This is a genomic window from Persicobacter diffluens (assembly GCF_036244895.1).
In the GTDB taxonomy this organism is placed as follows: Bacteria; Bacteroidota; Bacteroidia; order Cytophagales; family Cyclobacteriaceae; genus Persicobacter; species Persicobacter diffluens.
Genome location: NZ_BQKE01000001.1, coordinates 1,088,637 through 1,114,962 on the forward strand (window position 1 = coordinate 1,088,637; position 26,326 = coordinate 1,114,962).

Consider the following 26,326-nt stretch of genomic DNA (forward strand, 5'->3'; position numbering starts at 1 on the left):
TGCTCATTATGAATTGTTTTCTTTGATTTATAGTAGCCCGAATTTGGGCGTACTTGCTTTCTCCTCATTCCACTGCTTCCCTGGAAAAAATTTAAAATAGGGAATTATTCCTTCATTTTTTCCGCCTTGCAGTTAAACAAGGATTTCAGCAGGAATAATCCGGCTTTAAACACGCTTAGCTATTCAGGATTTCTACCATTCTGACCAGTTCGTCATTCAGTGGTTTTGGGGTATTCACCGCGATGTCCAGCGGAGTGTAGACCACCTCATCCTTTATTATCCCGATCATGACCCCCTTTTTGCCGGACCTTAAGGCTTCTACCGCATTTAGTCCCAGACGAGAAGATAAAATTCGGTCAAAAGCGGAAGGAGATCCCCCTCTTTGGATATGCCCCAAAGTAGTAATCTTGATGTCCTTATTATTAATATGACTTTTTACTTTTTGTGCAATGTCAATGGCGGAGCCTTCGGCATTTCCTTCTGCGGTTACGACGATGGAAGCGCTTTTGGCACGATCCCAACCCGCCTGTAGGGTGGAGATCACATCCTGAATGGAGGTCTCAGTTTCTGGAACCATGACCAGTTCAGCGCCCCCGCCAATGCCGGTCTGAATGGCGATATAGCCGGCATCACGACCCATGACTTCCACAAAAAATATCCTATCGTGCGAATTGGCCGTATCACGGATTTTGTCAATGGCGTCCAGCGCGGTGTTGACCGCCGTGTCGAAGCCAATGGTAAAGTCCGTTCCGTAAAGGTCGTTATTGATCGTGCCCGGAATTCCAATGATAGGGAAATCATAAGCTTTGGAAAACCGATCCGATGCCATCATGGAGCCATCTCCGCCAATGACAATTAAGCCTTCAATGCCCCGGCTTTGCAATTGCTCATAGGCCTTGTCACGGCCTTCTTGTGCGTGAAAGTCCACGCTTCTGGCGGTTTTTAAGATGGTGCCGCCCAGAGAAATTATATTACTGACGGAATAGGATTTCATCTTATAGATGTCGCCTTGTATTAGTCCGTCAAACCCACGTTTGGCGCCATAAACCTCCATGCCATAGTAGGTGGCTGTACGTACCACCGCTCTTAAGGCTGCATTCATTCCCGGCGCATCACCACCAGAGGTTAAAACCGCTATTTTTTTCATTTTGAAAAATGCTCTTTTGTTCTCTGTTTCTGCGAAACGCTAAAAAAATGATGGTGTTTACATCGGTATTTTGCAGAAACCTTATCCAAAGGTATCTGAATTATGTGGTTTATTAGCTGATTTTAGTCAGTATTGCACCATAAGATGGCGCAATAGTTGACGGCTTTTTGAATTAATTGAAGATCTGTTCCACATTTCTCATCAAGCTATTTATCTTTAAGCTGAATAGGGAAATTCTTTAGCCTTATTTGAACAGCATTAGAAATCAATCATTTTTATTACGATTCGATGAATTTTAAACAATACCTGCCGCATATATATGCAGTTGTGGCATTTTTAATCATTACTCTGGGATATTTTGGTGCCTCGCTCAGTGGAAAAGAACTGCTGCAAAGTGATGTCATCCAGTTCCGGGGAACTAATCAGGAAGCGGAAATTTATTCTGAAAAAGGGGAACGTATTTTATGGACAAATTCTTCTTTTGGGGGAATGCCCACCTTCCGGAGCACGGAAAAGAATATCTTTCAGCAAGTACATGCTTTCACTAAAGCTGTTTTTCCGGATTCCGCGCTTTTAGTGTTTTTGGGCTTTGTCGGATTCTATATTTTGTTGGTCAGTTTCGGGGTGAATCCCTGGTTGTCTTTCGCAGGATCTGCTGCCTACGCATTTTCCACTTTCACCCTGATCAGTATTGAAGCCGGCCATATCAACAAGGTGTATGATATGGTGTATATGGCGCCTACCCTGGCTGGTGTGTTTTTAGCTTATAGGGGGAAATATTGGTCTGGTGCTGCGATAACAGCTTTCTTCCTGGGGATGGAAGTTTATTATGGTCATATTCAGATCAATTATTATTTATTATACATGATTGTCGGGGTGGGCATCATGGAATTGGTAAAGGCGTTTCGCAGCAAAGACTGGCCTGCATTTATTAAACCTTCTGCCTTTTTACTGGTAGCGGCTGTTTTGGCGATTGGAGCGAATGTGGTGAGATTATGGTCCACCGCAGAATTGGCTCCTTCCACTACGCGTGGGGCATCTGAATTAACAGCCAAACAGCATGAAGGAGGCGGATTGGATTATGATTATGCTTTTGCCTGGAGTAATGGCCTGATAGAGCCGATGACCACATTGGTGCCTTACTTTTATGGTGGAAGTTCGCATGAAGGATTGAGCAAAAATTCGGAAACGTATAAAACTTTACTGAAAAACCAGGTGCCTAAGCCACAGGCGGATCAGTTGGTTTCGGCTTTGCCCATGTATTGGGGAGATCAGCCCTTTACTGCCGGTCCGGTTTATTTCGGAGCCATCGTTATTTTCCTTTTTGTATTGGGGATGATCAGCCTGAAAGGGCCTCTGAAATGGTGGGCACTAACTTTAGTATTGCTATCATTTTTACTTTCCATGGGTAAAAATTTACCCTTGGTTAGTGATTTCTTTTTCTATTATGTGCCGCTGTATAATAAGTTCAGGTCGGTCACGATGATTCTTGCCATTGCGCAGTTGATTATGCCTTTTATTGGGATTTTGGCCATTCAACGCTGGTTGGATGGTACTACAGATAAGGCCACTTTTGATAAGGCGCTTAAATGGGCCACCCTTTCTGTGGGCGGCTTATGTTTGATGCTGGTTTTGGGAAGTTTTATGATGAGTTTTCGGGCTCCCAAAGATGCCGGTTTAGGCTTACCCGAGTGGTTGATTAGTGCTATCCGGGAGGACAGAGCCGGTATGTTGAGGGGAGATGCTTTCCGTTCTTTGATTCTGGTGGTGCTCTCTGCTGCGGGACTGTGGGCTTTGTCTGTTAAAAAACTGAAATTCCAATATGCGATGGTTGGCCTTTGTGTGTTGATGACATTTGATTTAGTCGGAGTAGGGCTTCGTTATTTGAACGGAGAAGATTTCAAGGATGTAAAAGGTTATGAGAAGCAGGTGTTTGCTGCTACAGCAGTGGATGCAGAAATTAATAAAGATACTGATCCCAACTTCCGCGTACTGAATGTGGCCGCCAATACTTTTAACGATGGGGTTACTTCCTTCCATCATAAATCTATCGGGGGCTATAGTGCCATTAAGTTAGGGCGCTATCAGGAACTGATCGAGGGGCAAATTTCCCAAAACAATCAGGCGGTATTGGATATGCTGAATACCAAATATGTAATCTTCCCCGATCAGCAAAGCCGACAGCCACGCTTACAGCAAAATCCGGGGGCTTTAGGGCATGCCTGGTTTGTGCCGATGATTAAAATGGTGGCCAATGCTGATGAAGAAATGGCCGCTTTGGGTGGGGATTTCAATGCCCGTCAAACGGCTTTGGTGGATCAGCGCTTTGCCGGTTTAGTGACGGAAAATTATAAATTTGATCCCGCTTCTACCATTAAGCTGAAAGAGTACAGCCCTATGAAAATGGTGTATGAGTCCAACAGTGCCAGTGAGGCTTTTGGGGTGTTTTCGGAAATTTACTACCAGCCGGGCTGGACGGCCACTATTGACGGTCAACAGGTGGAGCATATTCGGACGAATTATGTTTTGAGAGGAATGATGATTCCGGCAGGGAAGCATACCATTGAGTTTACCTTTAATCCGCCCAGCTATGCCAAAGGAGAACCGATCGGTTTAATATGTTCTTTATTGATTGTCCTGATGATCGGATTTGCCATTTTCAAGTACTTTCGCTCTGAGCCGGATCACGCCACGGTAGAAGCGGAAACTGTATAATTCAAATATAGAATAATAATCAAGGGAAGTACATTTACGTATTTCCCTTTTTTATTGTATTTCTTAAGTGAATTTTAGCCTTAGGGTTTTCACTTAAAGGGATTTAAAGTTAATTTTAATTCTTTGATACAGGGTAAACCTATTTTACACTTAGTATCATGATTAATTTTTGGAACCTATTGTTCCGGTGAGCTATTAAAACCGATATCCTATGTCGAATGAGCAAACAAAAGAAGTTACTCAGCTATTAAATCTTGCTAAAGATGGGTCTGAGGATTTTGATGCTGGCCGTTTGTATGAAATGGTTTTCAGTCAAATGCATCAGATTGCTGAAAATTTATACCGCCGTGAAAGAACTGATCACACCCTGCAGCCGACAATATTGGTAAATGAAGCCTTTATGAGCCTGATTGGTCAGGATCATATTGACTGGAAAAGCCGTGCTCACTTTTTTGCCGTGGGCGCACAGGCGATCCGCCGTATTTTAATTCAACATGCCCGTAAAAAGCATGCCCTCAAAAGAGGAGGGGATTATACGAAAGTGGAGCTGGATAAGGCCGTCAACCTGACCGAGGATGAGGGAGATCAACTGCTGGCGATAGAAGAATCATTGAAGGAGTTGGAAAAAGTGCATGAACGTCAGGCCAAAGTGGTGGAGATGAAGTTTTTTGCCGATATGAAAATGGAAGAAATTGCCCATGCTTTAGGGGTGTCAAAGAGAACGGTGGAAGTGGACTGGACGGTGGCGCGTGCCTGGCTGAAGCGATATATGGCGGAGCAATTGATGAATGATTAAAGGTCTCCGCTCATGAAAAAGGCAAGAATTTACCATTCAGCGATTTCTTGGGGATTGGTGATTTTCCTACTTTTTCCCTTGTTGGGCGTTATGATAGTGGAGTTTTACTTTCAAACTTGGATGGCCTCCGCTATTATCCTGCTCTCCTTACTTTTCATTTTTTATCTGTATCGAACAACAGTCTATTGGCTGGAGGAGGATACGCGAGTATTGAGAATAAAATCGGGATTTTTGATTAATCAGCGTATTTCGATCGATGAAATATACAAAATTGAGGCCAGCAATAGTATGCTTTCTGCACCGGCCTGGTCTTTAAACCGGATCGTTATTTATTTTGGAAACAAGCAGTCGGTTTTGATTTCGCCCAAGCATCAGGAGGCTTTTTTGGAAGACTTGAAACGGTTAAATTCCGAAATAAAAATATCAGTATAATACGATTAAGCCAAATAATTTATCTATAGTAGATAAAATCAAAGATTTAAATATCAGGTTCTTATCGGTGGGTTTACTGATTTTTTTAAGTCCAAATTGGGGTAAGCAGCTTTCTCCCATATTCTTCTGCTTCCTTGGAAAAGAGATGAAATAAGCCACTATTCTTACATTTTCCTTGCCTTGCAGCTAAAGGAAGGTGTAAGCATAAATAATTCGACTTAGGCGGACCAACAGGTCCGCTTTTTTGTTGGTAAAAAAATAATGCTATATCGCTGACCTTTAGGGTGCTATTTCGTTTATTATTATTGATAAATTTCAATTTTTATTGAATTAACGGTCAAGCCCCATTCTTTATGGTCAACCTCTTCAATTTCCTTTTTGGGATTTTAGGTGTATATGTTATGCTCAGTTTATGCCTGTCGATGTATTTGATATTTAGATGGTTGCCCAAAAGGGATAAGACGTTCCGAAATTCTTCCTGGCAATTTAAATTGATTATCCTGCCAGGGATGGTTGCCTTCTGGCCAGTCGTATTATATACTAAAATCAAATAGCTTAATGGATCCCCTCCAACGAAGATACCATGCCAGTATATGGCCCCTATTATTTTTGATTACCCTCTTGCTCTTAATCTTTAGTCTGCCATGGGTCTAAATTATCAGGCGGTGAGCTGGAACCGACAAAAGAAACGGTACGACCTTGTTATTTTATTGGCGGTCTTGGTTAGTTTATTATCCATTAGCCTTTTCCAATGGTGGTTGCATCCGGATATTACCACGGAAACTTTATTGCTCAGGGCGACGAGTGTAACCGCCTTTTTGATGTTGCATTTTATACTGAGCATAGGGCCCTTGGCCCGGCTGGATAGCAGATTCTTGCCTTTATTATATAATCGAAGGCACCTGGGTGTTGCCATGTTCATTATTGCAGCTACCCATGGCCTATTGGCACTGATTCAATTTCATTCGCTGGGGGATCAGCCTATTCTCACCAGTTTGTTTTTGGCTAATCCTGATTACGACAGCCTGAAGGAATTTCCTTTTCAGGTGCTCGGCTTTTTTGCCTTGATCATTTTATTTCTAATGGCGGCCAGCAGTCATGACTTTTGGCTCAAGGTCTTGAGTCCACGCCTTTGGAAAGCCCTTCATATGTCCGTTTATATGGCGTATGTACTAATTGTGGCTCATGTCGCCTTAGGAGCCTTGCAGTATGAAAGCCAGGAGCTGCTCCGCTATCTCTTGCTCTTCGGCTTTGTATTCATCGCTGGTTTGCATTTTGCCGCTGCCCGTGCAAGTAGCAGAGAGGCCCTTACTTCCTCTGAATGGGTAAAGGCAGTTGCTGTGGCGGACTTGGAAGAGGGTTGCGCGAAGGTGGTTCTGGTGGGGCAGGAGGAGATAGCGATTTTCCTAAATAGGGGTAAAGTTTCTGCCGTAAATAACCAATGCAAACATCAGCAAGGGCCAATAGGCGAGGGGCAAATTATCAATGGCTGTATTACCTGCCCCTGGCATGGATACCAATACCTGCCTGAAAACGGGCAATCCCCACCTCCCTTTAAGGAGCAGCTGAAAACTTACTATTTGAAATTGGAGCAGGAAGAAATTTGGGTAAACCCCCATTCTCCCGGAGAGGGAGTACTTATTGAGCCTATAAACCTTTCAAAAGATGGATAAAAAACCTTTTTATATCGGATGGGAAAAGAAAATGCCCGCATTTCATAAAAAAGGCATTTTTCCGCTTTTGCTAGTGGTTTTTTTACTTTTGCCCGTTCTGGCCTTCCTGTTGGTGTATACTCAAAAAGGATTTAATGATCACCAGTTTGAGCTTGGACAAATTCGAACTTTCCAGGGAGATTACTATGCTTATCCCGTACCCAGATTGGTGGTAACCGCGGACCAGGTGCCGGAAGGTTACTCCCCGGATATGCTTTTGGTGGGTTATGGGAAATTTGGCGCAGAAGGCATTATGAATAAAGCTGCTGAGCAGATTGGTGTTCCGCTAAATGGTCGGAAAATAAAGGTGGAAGGCAGTCTAATTTATGGAGATGGAAAAGTATTGTTGGAGCTTAGCCCAAAACAAGCAGGTATCATTGAAATAATAGAGGGGAAGGTGGAGGCTATGGCCCTTTCCAGTAAGCAACGAGAAATTCTGACCGGAGAAATTTTGGATCCAAAATGTTATTTCGGGGTGATGAAACCCGGAGAGGGTAAAATTCATAAGAGTTGTGCCGTTCGTTGTATTAGCGGAGGTATTCCGCCGGTTTTTCGATCCGGAAAGCCGGGGGACTATCAATATTTTGTTTTGTTGGGGGCGGCCGGCGAAAAAATCAATGCGGAAATATTAGATTGGGTTGGAGAAAAGGTGGAAATTGTGGCGGAAGTAAGTCAGTCCGGCGGGTGGCAAATTTGTGCTGTTAATCCCGAGGATATCAACCCCATTTAATCAACCCCTGATATGATTCGTGTGCTGCTAAGCATTAGTCTTTTCTTTTTACTTTTTGCAGATTCTTTCGCTCAGTCAAATGCTCGCATGGCTTCAGAGGCTATAGCGCCAGTTTATAAAGTGAATCGGTGGACTACCGGAGGTACCGTTGTGGTGGGCTATGTTACCAGCCAAATTGGATTCAATTTGCTGGGGAATAAGCCCCGAATTCCGGAAGATGTGGTCCTCGGGCTCAAGCGGGCTAATGTGAATGCCTTTGATCGGTGGGTGTTTAATTTTGATCCTAATGATCGTAAGCAGGCACAGGATATTTCGGATCTGGGGCTTAGGGCCTCTGTTTTGTTGCCTATCGCTTTATTTATCGATAAAGAAATTAGAAAAGACTGGTTGGATGTTTCTTTAATGTACCTGCAGTCCCAGGTCTTAGCACTGAATATTTATACCTACCTTGGAGCTGGCGCATTTGATCGTTACCGTCCGGTGACTTATGTGGAAGAGCTTTCTGTGGAATTTCGAAGCGAAAGTAATAATGCCCGATCGTTTTTTAGTGGGCATACCTCCAATACAGCGGTGGCGACTTTTTTTGCTGCTCAGGTGTTAAATGATTATCACCCTCATTGGTCGACTGGAAAGAAGGCTTTGATGTATGGCCTGGCAGCGGTACCTCCCGCTTTTGTGGGCTATTATAGAATGAAGGGCTATAAACATTTCCCAACAGACGTGATGACCGGCTTTGCGGTGGGAGCTGCCTCCGGAATTTTGATTCCTTATTTGCATAAGCGTAGCCAAAGAAGGAGTAATTTGGTTTATTTTCCATTGATCAATCAGGAGGCGGTGGGTTTGTATCTGGAGGCGCGGTTTTAGGCCGAATTATTCCCTTTAAGATTTAGTTGTTCGGGCTAAAGGATTAATTGTCAATATGTCTTGGGGTGTATGCTGGGTTTGGGTAGGCTTGCATTCTACGCATTTATCTGCTTCATTGGAATCTAGGGAATAGGATACAATCCTATATCTTTCCCGGCTTGCAGCTAAACGAGGATTTAGATAGGTATTATTCGGGATAAGCAGGAATACTCCGGCTTAACAAAAAAATCCCCTCAATTAATGAGGGGATTCAAAATGGTTATGATTGTTTAGGAATTGCTTTTATACATTCGAAGTTATGGCCTGCAGCAGTTGAGGCTTTTGTGCTACTCCAACATTGCGCCAAACGACTTCTCCATTCTTAAATAATAATAGTGTAGGAATGCTCTGTACACCATATTGGGCGGCAGCGGCCTGATTTTTATCCACATCTATTTTGATGATTTTGGCCTTTCCTTCTACCGCTTTGGCTACTTCGGAAAGAATAGGTGTCTGGGCTTTACACGGGCCGCACCAATCCGCATAGAAATCTACCAATACCGGCTGGTCGCCGTTAATTAATTCTTTAAATTTTGACATTTTTATTCCTTTCTTTTCAGTGCAACATTTCGGCAAACGAAAAGCTACCCCCATTTTGTTTCGAATTGTAGTGTTTTTTTTCAACTATAAAGATAAAATGTACAGTAATGCCGTTCAGTGCCATATATCACAAAGGAATTTTAAGGGAAAAATGGAGTGCCGAAAGGAAATTTTCGTAATTTTGCCGACTGCGAAATAATTATTTTCGGATTGAAGATAAAAAACAGTTTACCATGACTTTATCAACAAAGTATAATCCTGCTGAAGTAGAGGATAAGTGGTATCAGTATTGGTTGGAGAATAAATTCTTCGCCTCCAAGCCTGATCCAGAGAAAGAACCCTATACCATTGTAATCCCACCGCCAAACGTAACGGGGGTATTGCACATGGGCCACATGTTGAATAATACCATTCAGGATGTCTTGATCCGTAAGAAGAGAATGGAAGGTAAAAACGCATGTTGGGTACCGGGTACTGACCACGCTTCTATTGCAACGGAAGCCAAAGTAGTAAAGCTTTTGGCAGAGCAGGGCATTAAGAAATCCGACATTACACGTGAGGACTTTTTGAAACACGCCTTCGAATGGAAGGAAAAATACGGTGGAATCATCCTGAAGCAGCTGGAGAAATTAGGCGCTTCTTGTGACTGGGACCGTACACGTTTTACAATGGAAGATGATTTGTCAGCGGCCGTGATTGAGGTCTTTGTCAAATTGTACAATAAAGGATTGATCTATCGCGGAATTCGCATGGTAAACTGGGATCCCGTCGGTAAGACAGCATTGTCTGACGATGAGGTGATTCACCGTGAAGTTCAGTCCAAATTATATTATGTCAATTATCCTGTTGAGGGAGAAGAAGGGCAGTTCGTGACCATCGCCACTACACGTCCGGAGACCATTTTGGGTGACTCTGCGGTGTGTATTAACCCGAATGATGAGCGTTTCCAGCATTTGAAAGGAAAGCGTGTTATCGTGCCAATGGTGAACCGTTCTATTCCGATTATCGAGGATGAATATGTGGACATTGAATTTGGTACGGGTTGTTTGAAAGTAACCCCGGCGCACGATGTGAATGACTACGAATTGGGCATGAAGCACAATTTGGAGACCATCGATGTGATCAATGAAGATGGAACGATGAGCGAGGCGGCGCAATTCTTTGTAGGAGAAGATCGCTTTATCACGCGTAAGAAAATTGCCAAAGAACTGGATGCCCTTGGCCTTTTGGCGAAGGAGGAAGATTATAAGAATAAAGTAGGATTCTCGGAGCGTACCGATGCGGTAATTGAGCCAAGAATTTCTACGCAGTGGTTCTTGAAAATGGCCGATTTGGCCAAGCCTGCTTTGGATGCGGTAATGTCTGATGAAATTCAGCTGCACCCACCAAAATTCAAGAATACTTACCGTCACTGGATGGAGAATGTACACGATTGGTGTATCTCCCGTCAGCTTTGGTGGGGACAGCAGATTCCGGCTTACTATTTACCAAACAACCAAATCGTAGTTGCGCAAACTGCGGAAGAGGCTTTGGTTAAAGCACAGGAAATTGATCCATCTTACACCGCGGCTGATTTGAAGCAGGATGAAGATGTATTGGATACCTGGTTCAGCTCCTGGTTGTGGCCCATTTCTGTATTTGACGGATTCAAAGATCCTGAAAATGAAGATATCAAATATTATTATCCAACGAATGACTTGGTAACAGGTCCGGATATTTTGTTCTTCTGGGTGGCGCGTATGATTATGGCCGGTACGGAGTTCAAAGAGGCGATTCCTTTCAAGAATGTTTACCTGACCGGTATCGTTCGTGATGAGAAGCGTCGTAAGATGTCCAAATCTTTGGGGAACTCTCCTGATCCATTGGATTTGATCGCCGAATATGGTGCGGATGGTGTTCGTACGGGTATTTTGTTCTCTGCTTCTGCAGGTAATGATTTGCTTTTCGACACCAAATTGGTAGAGCAGGGACGTAATTTTGCCAATAAAATCTGGAATGCTTTCCGCTTGGTAAAAGGACTGGAAGTTTCGGATAGCATTGAGGCGGATCATTCGGCTACCATCTCTTGGTTCCGTAACCGTATGAATCAGGTGTTGGCGGAAATTGAAGATCACTTCGAGAAATTCCGTATTCAGGATGCCTTGATGGCGGCTTACAAATTGGTGTGGTCGGATTTCTGTTCCTGGTACCTGGAATTGGTGAAGCCAAATTATGGTGATCCAATCGACCGTAAGACCTACGAAGCGACCATCGCTATTTTTGAGGATCTGGTAAAAATGTTGCATCCGTTCATGCCTTTCCTTACCGAGGAATTGTGGCATCAAATGGCGGATCGTTCAGCAGAAGATGCTTTGATTGTGGCGCAGTGGCCTGCAGGTGGTGCTTTTGATGCCGACCTGATTGCGGCTACGCAAAATGCCTTCGATGTGATCTCTCAAGTGCGTAATGCGCGTTCTTCTAAAGGTCTAAGCCCTAAAGAAGTGTTGGATCTGCATATCAAAGGAGCGGAAGCGAATTATAACGCTTTCGAAACCATGATCAAGAAGTTGGCGAATATCGAGTCTATCGTTTATGTTACGGAAGCACCTGCCAATGCCACTTCTTTCCGTGTGAAGAATGATGAATTCTTCCTCCCAATGGAAGGCCAGATTGATGTAGAGGCAGAACGTGAAAATCTGACGAAAGAGTTGGAATATACGAAAGGATTCCTGAACTCGGTGATGAAGAAATTGTCCAATGAGCGTTTTGTGAATAATGCGCCGGAGGCTGTGGTAGCGGCAGAAACTAAGAAAAAAGAAGATGCAGAAGCCAAAATTAAGACTTTGGAAGAAGCATTGAGCAATTTGGGATAATGACTTTATCCTTATCATAATAGAAAGCGTAGCTCATTCCGGGTTACGCTTTTTTTGTATGCAAAAGGGGCGTTAGGGGCTAGCGAATTAGAGGTGTTATTGGTCTGAAAATAAATATAAATATTCTCACTTTTTATTGAACAGTAGTTTTGGTGGCAGGTTAAAAAAATGATTTAACCAATAATTTACTGACCAATGAAAAACCTAACATTTTACCTTTGCCTGTTTGTCGCCTTTATTTTTACCCTATCCTCCTGTTCGGATGATGATGGTGATTTGCCCATTTCCGAAACTCTGGAAATTAATATTCCCAATCAGGATCCTGAGGAAGGTGTCGCCGTGATTGCCGGGCAACAGATCACGGTCGCATTACAGCTAAGGTCTACCGATAATAATCTGGAAACCTTTAGTATTAATGGCCCCGGAATTGATATTACCTATGAGGATATTTTGGATACGGATGATGATGAGAATCTGGAGGGGATTCGTCCCGGTGATACTTATGATCAGGTGAACAAACAATCGGTTAATTATACCATGAATTATACCGTTTCCACTCAGGATATTGAAACGGCTATTGCAAATGATGGTACGCTGACTTATTTGTATACACTTACCGACAAAGATGGGGAGATTACAGCAGAGGCGAAGTTTACGGTTCCCCAATACGCTTTCACCGATGAGCAGTCCATTACACTAATCTATAAAAGTATTAATCAGACTGATGGAGAAAACCAAAGTGAGGAAGCCGGGATTGAGTATAGTGGGAATGATGTAGCGGCAAATATTGGAGAGATGATGGTGTTCAGCGCCACGGATATGGTGGAGGTTAGTCAGGAGGTTTATGATGCGGTCACTGCCGCGGATACAGATTCCTTCAGTGCTGCCAATACAGCTTATGAAGATGGCAGTAAGATAAGTGATATCGCGATTGGAGCCGATGCGGATTTTGAGGCTAAATATGTAGTGGTGAAAAAAGAGGAGGGGCAGTTTTCTGTGGTCCATTTCGAGGATCTGGAATTTGCTCCCGGTGATAATCGGGCATCGATCAATTTTAAATTGATAGGTTTAGCGACAAATTAAGACGGAAGTCTGAATATTCAGGATGAAAACAAGAGCGGTCATTTGACCGCTTTTTTTGTGGAAAAAATTACATAAGGAAGAGTTTGGGATCTCTTTGCAAACGTTTGTATTATTGTGATATGTATAAATCTTGAGCTTAAATTTTTAATTTATTTAGAATATTTTAAATTTCTCCCCTATTTTTTACATAACCCCCCAGCCAACATGTTAAATTTTTCCAGATTCTTACCAGTGCTTTTGGTGTTCCTGGTACACCTACTTTTTTATTCTAATACGCTTGCCAAGCCCGATTTGACTTTTGAACGATACCCAACGATAAGGGGATTGTCGCATAATACGGTCAATGCTTTTGCCGAAGACGCGAATGGTTATATTTGGGTGGCTACACAGGATGGGTTGAATAGGTTTGATGGAGCTAATTTTCAGCAGTTTAAAAAGCAAACAGTAGATAGCCTTGGGCTAAGAGATAATTATCTAAATGCTTTATACCCAGATGGGAAAGCGGGTTTATGGACCGCCTCTAATAATGGATTTCTAAGTTATTTATCTTTTAAAACACAATATTTCCAACATTGGGCCATCAGCGAGGCAGTATTAACCCACTTAAATAAAACAGCTTCAGGGACTTTATTGGTCGGATCAGATAATGGTCTGTATCATTATCATTTAGGAGAAAAGGCGCCAGAGCTTTTTGAAGGAACAGCCGGTATTTCCATTGTGAATACTGTAGAACACAAAACGCAACAATTATTGGTCGCTACTGATCAAGGGCTCTTTCAGCTTCATCTCTCCTCAGGTAAATGGAGGAATTTGATAGAAATGGAGGAAGGGATTAATGCTTTGGTCTTTGATCAGGTTAATCAAAGGTGCATTTTGGCAACGAACTCCGGAATCTTTGAGTATCAGGTTGGGACTAAGTCCTTGCAGCCACTACTTTTTACCTCAGCGGAAACTATGGTGGAGATTTCTTCCCTGGAATTAAGAGGTGAGGATCTTTGGATTGGAGCTTATAATGGCTTGTTTGTAGCGAATTTGGAAAGTCAAACCGCTGCTTTGTATCAAAATTCCATGATGCCTAATTCCTTAGGGGATAATGAGGTTATGGCATTATTTGAGGATCATTTGGGGGTGATGTGGATCGGAACGCGATACAGTGGGGTGAATAAATGGGCTGCCGGGAAAGCATTCGCCAGTATTCGCAAAACCAAATCAGGCCTCCAGGACAATATTCCGCGTGGTTATGTGGAGGATCTGTCAGGGAACTTGTGGTTTGGTTATGTAGGGAAGAACACCGTTTCAAAGTATAATTTTTCCAATCGCACTTTTGAGCATTTTGAAAATATGCCGGGAACCATTTATACCATTTTGCCAGAGGGAAATGGGAAGTTTTGGTTAGGCTCCTGGGGGGATGGACTGCTGTATTATGATATGCCGCGTCAAAAAATTCTTGGCCATTGGAACAGTAAGAACAGTAATTTACCTCACGATGAGGTGCAGGATATCTTAAAAGATGAAAAGGGAAGGCTTTGGATTGCCTCTAGTGGTGGTTTGGCAGTTTTCGATCCGGTAAAAAAAGATTTTGTTTTATACCAGCAGCAGGAAGCAGGGAATGGCTTGGTGAGCAATTATGTGCAGAATGGAACCGTTCTATTTTCTGATAATGTTATCTGGGTGGGTACCTGGGGGGGCTTGTCCAAAGGTTATCTGAACGATGAGGGCTTGGTTGATCACTTTGAAAATTTTCAGAATGTGGAGGGAGATGCTTCTTCTCTACCGGATTCCCGGATTATTTCTATGCTGGAAAAGGAAAACGGGCATTTGGTGCTGGGAACTTTCGGGGGAGGATTGTTTGAAATTGATCCGGAAGGCAAGGTGCTATGGCGTTTAACCAAACAGGATGGTTTGCCCTCTGAAGTGATTTTGGGCATTCATCAGGATTTGGAAGGACGGTTGTGGATGAGTACCACCAATGGACTGGTCCGGTATCAGGAGGAAATGCAGGAATTAGTTGTTTATGGAGAGAAGGATGGTTTGCAGGGCAATGAGTTTTTCTGGGGAGGGCATTATCAAATGCAAGATGGTCGGATGATTTTTAGTGGTACTAATGGAATGAGTTTTTTCGATCCGCAGGAAATAAAGGAAAACCCAGTAGCGGCCAATGTAATCCTTGAAAATATTTATTTGATGGGGAAAGCTTTGCGGGTAGGGGAGCAATTTCCTAATGGGAAGCAGGTATTGCCGGTGGTCCCTGCATTTTTGGAGAAAATTAAATTGAATCATCGTCAGAATATTTTGAAACTTCAATTTACCGCACTGCATTCCATGTCTCCTGAAAATAATAGAATTCGTTATCGATTAGTCGGTTTCGAAGAGGAGTGGAAGGAGACTTTAGGCGCAAGAAAAGAGGCAATTTACACTAATCTGGAAGCAGGGAAATATGAATTTCAGATGCAGGCTGCCAATCCGGATGGGGTTTGGGGCGCAACAAAAACTTTGGAAATAAAGGTGGTTCCTCCGTTTTACAGTACCATTTGGTTTATCGCTTTGGTCGTATTATTGATTTCCGCCTTAGTGGTCTGGGGAATTCGCTATCAGATTTATAATGAAAGAAGACAACAACAAAAGCTGCAGGAGAAGGTCAATGAGGCGGTTGCGGAAGTAGAGGAACAAAAACAACTTTTGGAGGAAAAACATCAGGCAGAGGCTGTTCAGCGGTGGATGAATGAAGGATTGGCGGTATTTTCGGATGTATTGAATAAAAACCGGGATGAGGTGGCTTCCTTGTGTCAGGCGGTATTGTCCAAATTGGCGGTATATCTGGAGAGTCATTTGGGGATGATTTACCTGTTTGATGAAGATCTAGGGGTTTTAAAACCTTATGCTTCCTATGGGGTGGCGCAAAAGGATTTTACGGTAGAGGTCGGCGAAGGCTTGATCGGAACCGTATTCAAGGATGGAGTGAAAAAACAGTTGGAGCGCTTACCGGAAAATTATTACCAATCGATTAATTCGGGCCTGGGTGCCTCTACCTCCTGTGGGCTGTTATTGGTGCCATTAAAGTATGAGGAAATTGTGGTCGGGGTGATTGAGTTGGGATATTTCGGTGAAATGAAAGCAGACTATGTATTATTTGCTGAACGTCTGGCGGAAATGATGACGCTGAGAATTAATGCGGCTCAAATGGCGGAGAAAACAGCCGACTTATTGGAGACGAGTCAGCAGCAGTCTATGGAATTGCAGCAGCGCGAAGAGGAATTGCGTCAGAACCTGGAAGAGCTGCAGGCCACTCAGGAGGAAAGTAGTCGACACATAAAAGCCCTGGAGGAAAAGCTGTCGGCTAGTCAACAAGTGTGATAAATCGGAAGGGTAGGAATGATTTTTTAAATTATTTCAAAAAAGGTACATGTGAGATTTCCAAATGGAACAAAGTTTCAGTGCTGCCTTTTTTATTGCTTATTAAGGGTAAGTGGTTGATGATCAGATTATAATATTGATTTAATTTAAGCGTATTTTCTTTCTTTATTCTTAAACTTACCTAAGATAGATAAAACTAATATTTAATTTGGTTTAAAAACTTAGCTGAAGTATAAATCTTCTTATTTCTTTGTGGAATATTTTAAAAAATAAGAAGATGAAGAATTTTTTCTACTTGCCATTATTGGCGATGATGACTTTGGTATTTACCTCTTGCTCAGAAACAGAGGATATCCTACCGGACTCCACTACTGTTGAGATTACGGCTACTGGTACCCCAACAGGGGTGATTACACCAGGAACTCAGATTTCAGTGGCTTTAAAGCTGCGCTCTTCGGACAATTCCTTAAAAGGATTGGTGATGAGTGGACCTGGCGTGGAGCACACTTATGAGGATATTGCCAATACCGACAAGGATGAAATGCCTAAAGAAGGTTTGAGATCCGGAGATGAGTATGTTTATACCAACTCCAAGCAGATTGATTATGTAATGAACCATACGGTTTCTCAGGACGAATTCGAAGCGGCTCAGGAGACAGGTAAAATGGTTTATGAGTTCATCCTTTCTGATAAAAATGGTCAGAAAACTACTTCTGTGGAGTTTGAGGTTAGTCCTGATGAAACGCCATTGGTGGAAGATGATTTTGCGTTCGTCAGAGTAGGTACAAATAACCCTGATCTTTCTGAGTATGGTTTGGTATGGGAATCTAATACAAGCGAAGCGGCAATTATTAAAAAAGGTGCTGATAAGTTTGTCGAGTTAGAAGCCTCTACTTATGCTGAAATTACCTCTAAAGAAGGCCTGATTGCGGCTGTAGATGCTGCCGATGATATGGCTGATTTCAGAAAGATAAGCGTAGAACAGAGTGCGGATTACAATTTAGTAATTGCTACCAAAAATGGAGATAAGTATTATATCATGAACATCACCAGAGGAGAAGTTGAAACAGGGGATGCTGCAGGAACGAAAGTTACTATCTCTGGTAAGGCTAAGAAATAATATTTATTTATTGAAATAGCAGAGGCGGCCAAATCGGTCGCTTTTTTTTTGGTAAGGAAATTTTATCACTTGTTATTGTAATAATTGAATCAATCGAATGAAAAAAATAATCATTTCAATTAAGGTGTGGCATTAATTTTGGCTTGTCAGAGGAAACAAACCTACTTTATGATGAAAAAATTATCTATACTGAGTCTGCTGCTGGTGTTAGTAGGATTTTCCGCCTGTCATTGGGAGGAGCCTATTTCCGGAGCCATAATTACAGGGGTAGATTATAATATTCAGGATGGGCTGATCCTGCAGGAAGGGGAAGATGTTCCCGGGCTTAGGGTTAACATACAAACTGAAATGGGGCTGGAGTTACTCTTCGTGCAAGTGAATAAAATAGATGATAATCGGGACCGATCTCTTTACCATATCGAATTGACGAATGCAAGTGATGGAGATTTGATTAATTTTGGTTTAAAGAAATATACTTCCACGAGGTTATTCAATCCGGGACTGATCGGAGAAAGGGATTTGACGATGAATATTCGCAATATAGTGGCACAGAAATGTGTGTTGTATCAACAGGCACAAACGGAATATGCGATAGATATAATGGTGAGAGATCAGGGAGGGGTTGAAACTACCGAAACGCTTTATGTGACGGTTATGCCTTGATTCTGCCGGTTTATAGCGAAGGTATAAGTTCACCTGCTCAGGCGGTGGACTTTTTTTTGTAATGTTTTTCTTAACCCGAAATATTCACCGCTAGTTTTAGTGGCTACCGTAAGAGTTTGCTTATCATTTAGTTGTCATTTGGTCTGCCAAATTTCTGATAGCCCAAATTTGGGTAGGCTTGCCTTCTCCTCATTCATCTGCTTCGTTGGAAAAAACTCGAAATAGGAAACTATTCCTTCATTTTTTCCGCCTGGCAGCTAAACGAGGATTTAAGCATGACTAATCCGGGTTAACAAAAAAATCCGGGACGAACGCCCCGGATTCAGGTATAATCACAGATGATTGTTGTAGATTATTGCTTGTTTGTATTTTTATGCTTCTACTTTATCGTTTTCCGGACGAAGCTGACGAACGGCAGCACCTGCCTGCCACATTTCAGAATCATGCAATTCTTTCAATTCTTCTTCCAGTCCTACACGGTAATCCGCTTTGGAGTTGGCATCAATAGAACGCTGCGCTTCGTTACCCGCTGCTACTTCATCATACAATTCCTGGAATACAGGCGCTGTAGCATCACGGAATTTTTTCCACCAGTCCAAAGCACCACGCTGAGCGGTAGTGGAGCAGTTGGCGTACATCCAGTCCATACCATTCTCAGCAACCAATGGCATCAATGACTGCGTCAATTCCTCTACGGTTTCATTGAAAGCTTCTGATGGAGAGTGACCAGCCTTACGCAATACATCGTATTGAGCAGCGAAAATACCCTGAATGGCGCCCATCAAAGAACCACGCTCCCCAGTAAGGTCAGAATATACTTCTTTCTTGAAAGTAGTCTCGAAAAGGTAACCAGAACCTACTCCAATACCCAATGCCACTACTTTTTCCCATGCTTTGCCAGTAGCATCCTGGAAAATAGCATAAGAAGAGTTCAAACCACGTCCTTCTAGGAACATACGACGAAGAGAAGTTCCTGAACCCTTAGGCGCAACCAAAATTACATCGACATCCGCAGGAGGAACAATACCAGTGCGCTCTTTGTAAGTTACGGCGAAACCGTGAGAGAAATACAAAGTTTTACCTGGCTTCAGGTACTTTTGTACAGTTGGCCAAACGGTGATCTGACCGGCATCAGAAAGCAAATACTGGATAATCGTACCTCGATCCAAAGCTTCCTCAATTTCGAAAAGTGTCTCACCAGGAACCCAACCGTCTTCTACTGCTTTGTCCCAGGTTTTGGAGTCTTTACGCTGACCTACGATCACGTTAAAACCGTTATCTTTCAGGTTCAATGCCTGACCAGGTCCCTGCACACCGTAACCAATAACCGCAATGGTCTCCTCTGCCATTACTGCGCGAGCTTTCTCTAATGGAAACTCTTCACGGGTTACTACATTTTCTTCTACTCCTCCAAAATTAATGATTGCCATAGTGATATATATTTTTAGTTTTTTGAATTAAATATGATAAGTGTTTATTAAACAGCGGCTTTTGCCTTTACCTCCTGAATGTGTTCCTTTAGTTCATCCATAGGCTTGGTGATGGCCACCCGCCCGGAGCGAACAAATTCGGCTACATTGTAGGCTTTCAGTTTCTCGAATAATTGACTTGTTTCTGAGCGGTGCCCGGTTTTTTCAATCACAAAGAAGTTTTCCTCCATGCTTAATATTCTGGCTCCCTCTCTTCGGATCATGCTTTCCAGCTCAATGCCACTCTTTAAGGCTGAAATGGGCAGTTTGTACAAAGCGATTTCCTGATGGATGGTCTCCTCCGCATGATGGTAAAAACAGCGGTACACTTCCACCTGCTTTTCAATTTGCTTGGTGATCAATTGTACTTGTCTTTCGGTGGTGTTAACCACAATGGTGAACCGGTGAACCCCCTCGACCTCAGATTGCGACACATTCAGCGCCTCAATATTGATGTGGCGTTTGGTGAATTGGTTGGTGATTCTGGCCAACAATCCGATCGCGTTTTCGGTAAAAATCGAAACGGTATACTCTTCGTTTAGGGCGACTTGTTTTACCATAGTTTTCTATTTTATTGAGGAAGGTTCCTCTTTGCCTCATTTATTTCAATCTGATGTCCGTTACGGTGGCGCCGGAAGGAATCATTGGAAAAACATTTTCTTGTTTCACAACCATACACTCCAGGAAGGTCGCCTCCTGACTATCACGAAGGTCAGTAAGGGCATCCTGCAATTGGTTTTGTTGGTTGATGCTGCTGGCACGAACTCCATAGGCTTCGGCCAACTTTACAAAATTCGGATTCTTCAGTGGCGTGCTGCTGTAGCGGTTATCGAAGAATAACTCCTGCCACTGGCGTACCATGCCAAGGAATTCATTATTCAAAACCACAATTTTTACCGCTACCGGATGCTCCAGTAAAATCCCCAATTCCTGAACGGTCATTTGGTAACCGCCATCTCCGATAATGGCCACCACTTCCCGTTCCGGGCAGGCAATTTTTGCACCGATGGCTGCCGGCAAACAAAATCCCATGGTTCCCAACCCCCCGGAGGTGATATGTGAACGGCTTTGCTTAAAGGCACTGTATCGGGCCGCTTTCATCTGGTGTTGCCCCACATCAGAAACAATGATGGCATTGCGGTCAAAAGTTTCGGCGATTTGATCCACTACTTGTGCCATGGTCAAACCATCGCCTTCCGGCTGGCACTCTGGTTGGATTACTTCTGCCTTTTCTTCTTTCAGCAGCTCATTGAACTCCTGATACCAATCCGTATAGGCTTTCTTTTCCATGGCCGGAATCAGGGCTTGCAGCGCTTCTTTGGCGTCTGCATGTACTGCTAAATCCGTCGCAATGTTTTTATCAATTTCTGCCGCATCCAATTCAATATGAAGGATCTTGGCTTGTTTGGCATAGGTCTGGGTGTTACCCGTTACCCGGTCATCGAATCGCATCCCAATCGCAATCAAAAGATCGCAGGAATTGGTCAACATATTCGGGGCATAATTTCCGTGCATGCCCACCATACCCACATAAGTAGGGTGGTCTGAAGGAATCGCCGAAAGGCCCAATAGGGTGGATGCAGAAGGGATATTGCTTTGATCTAAAAAGCTTTCCAATTCTTTTTCTGCTCCGGAAAGAATTACGCCTTGTCCCCAGATGACGAAAGGCTTTTCCGCTGCTTTGATCATTTCCACCGCCTGCGCGATTTTGTCCTGATCAAGTTTAGGCTTAGGAATATAGCTGTTAATCATTTGGCAGGGCTTGTAACTAAACTCTACCTCCTGAAATTGTGCATTCTTGGTAATGTCGATCAATACCGGACCCGGTCTTCCGGAACGGGCGATGAAAAAGGCTTTGGCCAACACCTCGGCAATATCATCTGCTTCCGTAATCTGATAATTCCATTTAGTGACTGGCATGGAAATACCGGTGATGTCTGTTTCCTGAAAGGCATCGGTCCCGATTAAATTATAGGCCACCTGCCCGGTTATACATACCAATGGAGTTGAATCCATCATGGCATCTGCTACTCCGGTAATAATATTAGTAGCACCCGGACCGGAAGTGGCTAAAAGCACACCTACTTTTCCCGACGCACGGGCATAGCCCTGGGCGGCATGAATGGCGCCCTGTTCGTGGCGGCCCATTACATGCTTAATGGTACCTTCCGCTTCATAATGATACAGGGCATCATAAATCGGCATGTTGGCGCCACCGGGATATCCGAAAATGGTGTCTACGCCCTCAGCAAGCAATGATTTAACAAAAGCATCAGCTCCTGAGATGGTGGTGATTGTTTCCGTGGTGTTTTGCATTTCACTCATGGTCTCTTTTGTTAAAATCGGTCAGTTACGCAGCCTTGTGAAGCTGTAGAAACTGATTTTGCATATTTATAAAGTACGCCGCGGGTCTTTTTCAAGGGAGGAGCTATCCAGGCTGCTTTTCTTTCAGCCATTTCCTCCTCGCTGATGTGCAGCGTCAATTCATTATTATCCGCATCGATGGTAATCTTGTCGCCTTCTTTTACCAAAGCTAGTGGTCCGCCAACCTGAGCTTCAGGGGTGATGTGGCCCACTACGAAACCGTGCGTTCCTCCAGAGAATCGTCCGTCCGTGATCAGGGCCACATCGTTACCTAAACCTGCCCCCATAATAGCGGCAGTAGGCTTGAGCATCTCCGGCATTCCGGGACCACCTTGTGGTCCTTCATATCGGATAACTACAACATCACCCTTCTTAACCTTGCCGGTGGCGATGCCTTCGTTAGCGTCGAATTCTCCTTCAAAAACGCGAGCCGTGCCGGTGAAGGAAGTTCCTTCTTTGCCGGTGATTTTGGCCACGGATCCCTCAGGAGAGAGATTACCTTTTAATATTTGTAAATGGCCGGTTTCCTTTATTGGATTATCCCAGTCCATGATAATTTTCTGATCGTCCGGTAGTCTAGGCGCATCGGCCAGATTTTCTGCCAAAGTCTTTCCGGTGATGGTCATACAGTCGCCATGCAACAGTCCTTTGTCCAGCAGAAGTCTCAATACTGCCGGCGTTCCACCGATCTCGTGCAGGTCTTCCATCAGGTATTTTCCGGAAGGTTTCAGGTCGGCCAAAAATGGCGTTTCGTCTGAAAGGCGCTGCATGTCTTCAATAGTGAAGGAGATATCCGCCGTATCTGCCAATGCCAGTAAATGAAGTACGGCATTGGTAGAGCCCCCCATAATGAGGGTCAGGCGAAAGGCGTTCTCGAAAGATTTTTTAGTGACAATGTCCAGCGGCTTAATGTCGTTTTCGATCAAGTGCTTCATCATTTCTCCTGCTCTGAAAGCTTCTTCTTTTTTGAGCTTACTTTGCGCAGGAATAGAAGCATTGAAAGGAAGCGCCATCCCTAAAGCTTCAATGGCGGAGGACATGGTATTGGCGGTATACATTCCGCCACAAGCCCCGGCACCATTACAAGCTTTCTGAACTATTGCTTTATATTCTTCCTCGGAAATGGTTCCGGCTACTTTTTTTCCCCAAGCTTCAAAAGCAGAAACGATGTCCAGCTTTTGTCCATTGTGGTTCCCGGAAGCAATGGTTCCTCCATACATCAGGATGGAAGGGCGATTCAGGCGAATCAAACCCATCAAAGCACCGGGCATATTTTTATCACAACCTACTACGGTAACACAACCGTCATAGGCTTGTGCATTAACTACGGTTTCTACGGAATCAGCGATCACATCACGGGAAGGTAAAGAATAACGCATTCCCGGCGTTCCCATGGAGATACCGTCTGATACGCCAATGGTATTAAAAATCAATCCCACCAGGCCGGAAGAAAGCACCCCTTTCTTAACGTCTACGGCTAGATCATTCAGGTGCATATTACAAGGGTTACCCTCATAACCCGTACTGGCAATGCCAATAAAAGGCTTTTGAAGATCTTCCTCCGTCAACCCCAAAGCGTAGTGTTGGGCCTGAGCAGCAGGCTGGGCGTCATCGGTCGTAACTAAATGGCTATATTTTTTATATTGATTCATAATGATATGCTAGTAAATAGGAAGGGTAAATTTTTAATCTCTTTGGCAAGGCATTATCCGACATGCTTGTCGATAAATGAAAGGGTAGAATGAACCTATGCCAAAGAGCGAATGACGACGACAGCTAAAATATTAATGACGCGAATGCGTAGGCGGGAAATGAGGTTACCACCAATCAAAATCAGTCGACGCAATCGGTCGCTTGCCAGGGTTGGCAAGGAATTTTGTTGGTAATATGACTCTTTCGCGTATTCCATAATCTTGTAAAGGAAAAAATATCGTCTTGGTTTACTCTTCAAAAGTAAAAAGTGGAAAAAGTTTATGAGCTCCAATTTTCTTACATTTTACAACGGCTAAAAGGGGTGGTTTTAGGGTAAGCGACTGGTTTTGAGTTTATTTTGCTTTTGTGAAATATGATTGGTTAGCCTTTTATTCTGGTGAAATATTGCCTTAATTTTCATCATGACGCCTCTTTTTTATGATTTTTGACATATTTTCTGTCGAGATCGGTTTGGGATAGGGTTGTGGAGGGCCCGCCTGGCAGTGGGAGATTTTCCGAAGGCTAAGGCCGAATCTATAGGGCAAGAATGATGGGGAAAGCGGGTGGATCCTGCCTTTGGTGCTGGCAAATAAAAATATTTATTATTGTGGGCAGAATAGGCCTGCCTTCGTAACTTCGCCAAAATATACATCAATCATCATTTATGGGGGTCGTTATTAAGCAGGGGGTGCGTGCCTCATTGATTACCTATTTTGGGGTAATATTTGGCGCACTGAATTTTTTATACATCATGCCAAAAATTCTGGAGCCGGATCAAATCGGAATGATTCGTCTGTTGCAGGATCTGGCCATTTTGTTGGCCTCCTTTGTGCAGTTTTCCCTCCCGACGGTTTTGGATCGATTTATTCCTGTTTTTAGGAAAGAAGGAGTGTCCTCTATTCGGTTTGCGCTGATTTATCCGCTTCCTTTTGCGGGAATTTTTCTGTTTATTTTTGCAATGAATCCTGATTTTTGGTCCGCTTTATTGATTCCCGATAATCCGGAAATGCAGCCCTACTTCCTCTTGGTTCCACTTTTGATGGTCATCCTGATCGGGCAGCTGATGATGGAGTCTTTTTATAGAGCGAATCTGAAGATAGCCTTCCCTAACTTTATCAAGGAAGTGTTTGTCCGCATGACGCAGACGCTGCTGGTGGTGGGCCTGGCCTTAAAGCTTTTTGGTTTTGAGACCATTATGCTGGGCATAGTGGTCGCCTATGGGCTTGGAGCAATTTTATTGTTTGCCTACGCCCATTTCAAAGGTTGGCTGGACTGGCGGGGCAGTGTGTTTCCGCAAAAAGAAAAACAAAAGGAAATAGCCCATTATGCCTGGTTTGTATTACTCTCCTCCGCGGGTGCGCTGGTCGCCTCCAAAGTGGATACTTTAATGATCAGTAGTATGGTCGGGCTGGATGCTTTGGGGATTTATGTCATTGCTTTTTTTATTGGGAGTGTGATTGAAATTCCAAGAAGAGCCATTTCCCAAATTGCCATTCCGCTGATTTCAAAAGCCTTTAAAGAAGGGGAGATAGAAGCTATTAGAAAGCTTTACCGACAGACTGCCGGGGTATTGATTGTCGTAGGTTCCTGGTTGTTTTTGGGGATTTGGTGTAATCTGGACTTTGTGTATGATGTAATGCCCAATGCGGAAATTTATCGGACTGGGGCTATGGTGATGTTTTGGATCGGAATGTCTAAGGTGGTAGACATGGTATTTGGCTTGAATAGTGAAATTATCCTACAGTCTGATCAGTATCGAAAGCTGACCTATTTCACCGCAAGTTTAGCCGTTTTATTAGTGTTGACGAACCTATGGTTGATCCCTATATATGGCATTAGTGGGGCTGCCTTCGCGACTTTTCTCTCGATGATGATCTTTAATTTATTGAAGCTGATCTTAATCTTGCGCGTGTGGGGAATTCAGCCTTTTGGCATGGGACACCTGTATTTTATTCCTTTCATCGTTCTGCCTTACATCATTATTCAAAGCCTGCCGGAGTTTAATATGTGGGGGGAGTTTCTGGTACGCGGTATTATAATTACGCTTTCCGTGTATTTTGGGGCCGTTATTTCAGGTGTTTCGGAGGATCTTCAGCAATTAAATAAGCGTATCCTCACTTCTTTTTCTAATTGATTACTAAGCTTTTATTGATTTTGGCGCTTTTCTTGCGCCTGTAAGATTGAATAAATTTTCAATAATTCTGCCTTTTGTATAACAATTTCTGTTCATATTTATTAGTTTGTGAACTGATTGCTATGGTATTGTTGAGCAAATCATAGTGCTACTTTGTTAAGACGAAGGTCAAATAAACAGATTGTATGAAAAACTTTATTAAGAACTTTTTAAAAGGATTCCAGCCGGAATACTCAGTGGTCGTAAAAATGTATCACGTCATTCCAGGCCAGCCCGTTAAAGTAATGGGCAATAAAGAAAAGTTCGGTAAGGGGGAGAAGGACGCTGCATCCGCCTACTTCAAACAGGTGTTACAAACCACTGGTGAGAACAAGTTTATGCCGGTAGAGGTACAACTGGTTAAAGGAAAGAAAGTAATTCGAGCGAAGTCTTTCGGTCCTGTACAGGAGATTAAAACGATGAAATTAGCGGCCTAGGCCGAGCCAAAACTCATAAAAAAACCTTCCGGAGTAATTCGGAAGGTTTTTTTTTCTGTCCTTTTGTTTTTTCGTCCAGCCCGAATGATGCATACCATTCTCCTCCCTCATCTGCTTCGTTGGAAAAAGCTTAAAATAGGGAAC

Annotated in this window: 19 protein-coding genes; 13 read left to right on the top strand and 6 right to left on the bottom strand. The window is 43.3% G+C overall.

Translation table 11 applies throughout. The features are described 5' to 3' along the window. Positions 1-175: 175 nt before the first annotated feature. Positions 176-1,147, bottom strand: a complete 972-nt coding sequence (gene pfkA / locus AAA970_RS04615; RefSeq protein ID WP_053404217.1) for a 6-phosphofructokinase — start codon at positions 1,145-1,147, stop codon at positions 176-178. Between the two features lie 288 nt (positions 1,148-1,435). On the opposite strand from pfkA, the gene AAA970_RS04620 reads away from it, so the two are divergent. From AAA970_RS04620 to AAA970_RS04645, 6 genes are all read left to right on the top strand, one after another. Next, positions 1,436-3,862, top strand: a complete 2,427-nt coding sequence (locus tag AAA970_RS04620; RefSeq protein ID WP_338236131.1) for a YfhO family protein — start codon at positions 1,436-1,438, stop codon at positions 3,860-3,862. Positions 3,863-4,073: 211 nt separating this feature from the next. Beyond that, on the top strand, positions 4,074-4,658 hold the full coding sequence (locus AAA970_RS04625) for an ECF-type sigma factor (protein ID WP_053404219.1): 585 nt from the start codon (positions 4,074-4,076) through the stop codon (positions 4,656-4,658). 12 nt (positions 4,659-4,670) lie between these two features. Continuing rightward, the gene (locus AAA970_RS04630) at positions 4,671-5,090 is read left to right on the top strand and encodes a PH domain-containing protein (protein ID WP_338236132.1); all 420 of its coding nucleotides are present in this window, start codon (positions 4,671-4,673) and stop codon (positions 5,088-5,090) included. 644 nt (positions 5,091-5,734) lie between these two features. Next, entirely contained in the window at positions 5,735-6,763 is a 1,029-nt protein-coding gene (locus AAA970_RS04635; RefSeq protein ID WP_338236133.1) for a Rieske 2Fe-2S domain-containing protein, read from the top strand. Continuing rightward, positions 6,756-7,532 (top strand): hypothetical protein, encoded by a 777-nt coding sequence (locus AAA970_RS04640; RefSeq protein ID WP_338236134.1) that lies wholly within the window; start codon positions 6,756-6,758, stop codon positions 7,530-7,532. The genes AAA970_RS04635 and AAA970_RS04640 overlap by 8 nt, the downstream gene beginning before the upstream one ends. Positions 7,533-7,544: 12 nt before the next feature. After that, a complete protein-coding gene (locus AAA970_RS04645) occupies positions 7,545-8,396 on the top strand; it encodes a phosphatase PAP2 family protein (RefSeq protein WP_338236135.1) in 852 nt (283 codons plus the stop codon). Positions 8,397-8,678: 282 nt separating this feature from the next. Here the strand turns inward: AAA970_RS04645 and trxA are convergent, their stop codons facing one another. Next, positions 8,679-8,981 (bottom strand): thioredoxin, encoded by a 303-nt coding sequence (trxA, locus tag AAA970_RS04650; protein WP_420916722.1) that lies wholly within the window; start codon positions 8,979-8,981, stop codon positions 8,679-8,681. Between the two features lie 227 nt (positions 8,982-9,208). On the opposite strand from trxA, the gene AAA970_RS04655 reads away from it, so the two are divergent. The 5 genes from AAA970_RS04655 to AAA970_RS04675 all read left to right on the top strand — a co-directional run bounded on the left by AAA970_RS04655 (position 9,209) and on the right by AAA970_RS04675 (position 18,047). After that, positions 9,209-11,827, top strand: a complete 2,619-nt coding sequence (locus tag AAA970_RS04655) for a valine--tRNA ligase (protein WP_338236136.1) — start codon at positions 9,209-9,211, stop codon at positions 11,825-11,827. A 195-nt stretch (positions 11,828-12,022) separates the two neighbouring features. Next, on the top strand, positions 12,023-12,910 hold the full coding sequence (locus AAA970_RS04660) for a hypothetical protein (RefSeq protein ID WP_338236137.1): 888 nt from the start codon (positions 12,023-12,025) through the stop codon (positions 12,908-12,910). Between the two features lie 204 nt (positions 12,911-13,114). Next, positions 13,115-16,264, top strand: coding sequence for a ligand-binding sensor domain-containing protein (locus tag AAA970_RS04665; RefSeq protein ID WP_338236138.1), 3,150 nt, complete (start codon positions 13,115-13,117; stop codon positions 16,262-16,264). 277 nt (positions 16,265-16,541) lie between these two features. Beyond that, positions 16,542-17,384, top strand: a complete 843-nt coding sequence (locus AAA970_RS04670) for a hypothetical protein (RefSeq protein ID WP_338236139.1) — start codon at positions 16,542-16,544, stop codon at positions 17,382-17,384. Positions 17,385-17,552: 168 nt separating this feature from the next. Then, positions 17,553-18,047, top strand: coding sequence for a hypothetical protein (locus AAA970_RS04675; protein WP_338236140.1), 495 nt, complete (start codon positions 17,553-17,555; stop codon positions 18,045-18,047). 371 nt (positions 18,048-18,418) lie between these two features. On the opposite strand, the gene ilvC is transcribed toward AAA970_RS04675, so the two are convergent. Genes ilvC through ilvD form a run of 4 tightly spaced genes read right to left on the bottom strand, consistent with a single transcriptional unit; the run spans position 18,419 to position 23,532 of the window. Next, the gene (gene ilvC / locus AAA970_RS04680) at positions 18,419-19,477 is read right to left on the bottom strand and encodes a ketol-acid reductoisomerase (protein WP_338236141.1); all 1,059 of its coding nucleotides are present in this window, start codon (positions 19,475-19,477) and stop codon (positions 18,419-18,421) included. Between the two features lie 47 nt (positions 19,478-19,524). Continuing rightward, a complete protein-coding gene (gene ilvN, locus AAA970_RS04685) occupies positions 19,525-20,076 on the bottom strand; it encodes an acetolactate synthase small subunit (RefSeq protein ID WP_053404277.1) in 552 nt (183 codons plus the stop codon). A 40-nt stretch (positions 20,077-20,116) separates the two neighbouring features. Beyond that, positions 20,117-21,841 (bottom strand): biosynthetic-type acetolactate synthase large subunit, encoded by a 1,725-nt coding sequence (ilvB, locus tag AAA970_RS04690; protein ID WP_338236142.1) that lies wholly within the window; start codon positions 21,839-21,841, stop codon positions 20,117-20,119. Positions 21,842-21,852: 11 nt separating this feature from the next. Then, positions 21,853-23,532 carry a dihydroxy-acid dehydratase gene (gene ilvD / locus AAA970_RS04695; RefSeq protein WP_338236143.1) on the bottom strand — a complete coding sequence of 560 codons (1,680 nt, stop codon included), beginning with the start codon at positions 23,530-23,532 and terminating at the stop codon, positions 21,853-21,855. A 704-nt stretch (positions 23,533-24,236) separates the two neighbouring features. Between ilvD and AAA970_RS04700 the strand changes: the two genes are divergently transcribed. Together AAA970_RS04700 and AAA970_RS04705 are read left to right on the top strand one after the other, a co-directional pair. Then, positions 24,237-25,706: a lipopolysaccharide biosynthesis protein gene (locus AAA970_RS04700; RefSeq protein ID WP_338236144.1), complete on the top strand. Its 1,470-nt coding sequence runs from the start codon at positions 24,237-24,239 to the stop codon at positions 25,704-25,706. 185 nt (positions 25,707-25,891) lie between these two features. Continuing rightward, positions 25,892-26,182 carry a hypothetical protein gene (locus AAA970_RS04705; protein WP_053404282.1) on the top strand — a complete coding sequence of 97 codons (291 nt, stop codon included), beginning with the start codon at positions 25,892-25,894 and terminating at the stop codon, positions 26,180-26,182. The last annotated feature ends 144 nt before the right edge of the window (positions 26,183-26,326 follow it).

What these genes read in the sequence shown, in the direction of transcription:
- pfkA (WP_053404217.1), bottom strand. Translation starts at nt 1,147, where the DNA reads ATGAAAAAAATAGCGGTTTTAACCTCTGGTGGTGATGCGCCGGGAATG.
- AAA970_RS04620 (WP_338236131.1), top strand. Translation starts at nt 1,436, where the DNA reads ATGAATTTTAAACAATACCTGCCGCATATATATGCAGTTGTGGCATTT.
- AAA970_RS04625 (WP_053404219.1), top strand. Translation starts at nt 4,074, where the DNA reads ATGTCGAATGAGCAAACAAAAGAAGTTACTCAGCTATTAAATCTTGCT.
- AAA970_RS04630 (WP_338236132.1), top strand. Translation starts at nt 4,671, where the DNA reads ATGAAAAAGGCAAGAATTTACCATTCAGCGATTTCTTGGGGATTGGTG.
- AAA970_RS04635 (WP_338236133.1), top strand. Translation starts at nt 5,735, where the DNA reads ATGGGTCTAAATTATCAGGCGGTGAGCTGGAACCGACAAAAGAAACGG.
- AAA970_RS04640 (WP_338236134.1), top strand. Translation starts at nt 6,756, where the DNA reads ATGGATAAAAAACCTTTTTATATCGGATGGGAAAAGAAAATGCCCGCA.
- AAA970_RS04645 (WP_338236135.1), top strand. Translation starts at nt 7,545, where the DNA reads ATGATTCGTGTGCTGCTAAGCATTAGTCTTTTCTTTTTACTTTTTGCA.
- AAA970_RS04655 (WP_338236136.1), top strand. Translation starts at nt 9,209, where the DNA reads ATGACTTTATCAACAAAGTATAATCCTGCTGAAGTAGAGGATAAGTGG.
- AAA970_RS04660 (WP_338236137.1), top strand. Translation starts at nt 12,023, where the DNA reads ATGAAAAACCTAACATTTTACCTTTGCCTGTTTGTCGCCTTTATTTTT.
- AAA970_RS04665 (WP_338236138.1), top strand. Translation starts at nt 13,115, where the DNA reads ATGTTAAATTTTTCCAGATTCTTACCAGTGCTTTTGGTGTTCCTGGTA.
- AAA970_RS04670 (WP_338236139.1), top strand. Translation starts at nt 16,542, where the DNA reads ATGAAGAATTTTTTCTACTTGCCATTATTGGCGATGATGACTTTGGTA.
- AAA970_RS04675 (WP_338236140.1), top strand. Translation starts at nt 17,553, where the DNA reads ATGATGAAAAAATTATCTATACTGAGTCTGCTGCTGGTGTTAGTAGGA.
- ilvC (WP_338236141.1), bottom strand. Translation starts at nt 19,477, where the DNA reads ATGGCAATCATTAATTTTGGAGGAGTAGAAGAAAATGTAGTAACCCGT.
- ilvN (WP_053404277.1), bottom strand. Translation starts at nt 20,076, where the DNA reads ATGGTAAAACAAGTCGCCCTAAACGAAGAGTATACCGTTTCGATTTTT.
- ilvB (WP_338236142.1), bottom strand. Translation starts at nt 21,841, where the DNA reads ATGAGTGAAATGCAAAACACCACGGAAACAATCACCACCATCTCAGGA.
- ilvD (WP_338236143.1), bottom strand. Translation starts at nt 23,532, where the DNA reads ATGAATCAATATAAAAAATATAGCCATTTAGTTACGACCGATGACGCC.
- AAA970_RS04700 (WP_338236144.1), top strand. Translation starts at nt 24,237, where the DNA reads ATGGGGGTCGTTATTAAGCAGGGGGTGCGTGCCTCATTGATTACCTAT.
- AAA970_RS04705 (WP_053404282.1), top strand. Translation starts at nt 25,892, where the DNA reads ATGAAAAACTTTATTAAGAACTTTTTAAAAGGATTCCAGCCGGAATAC.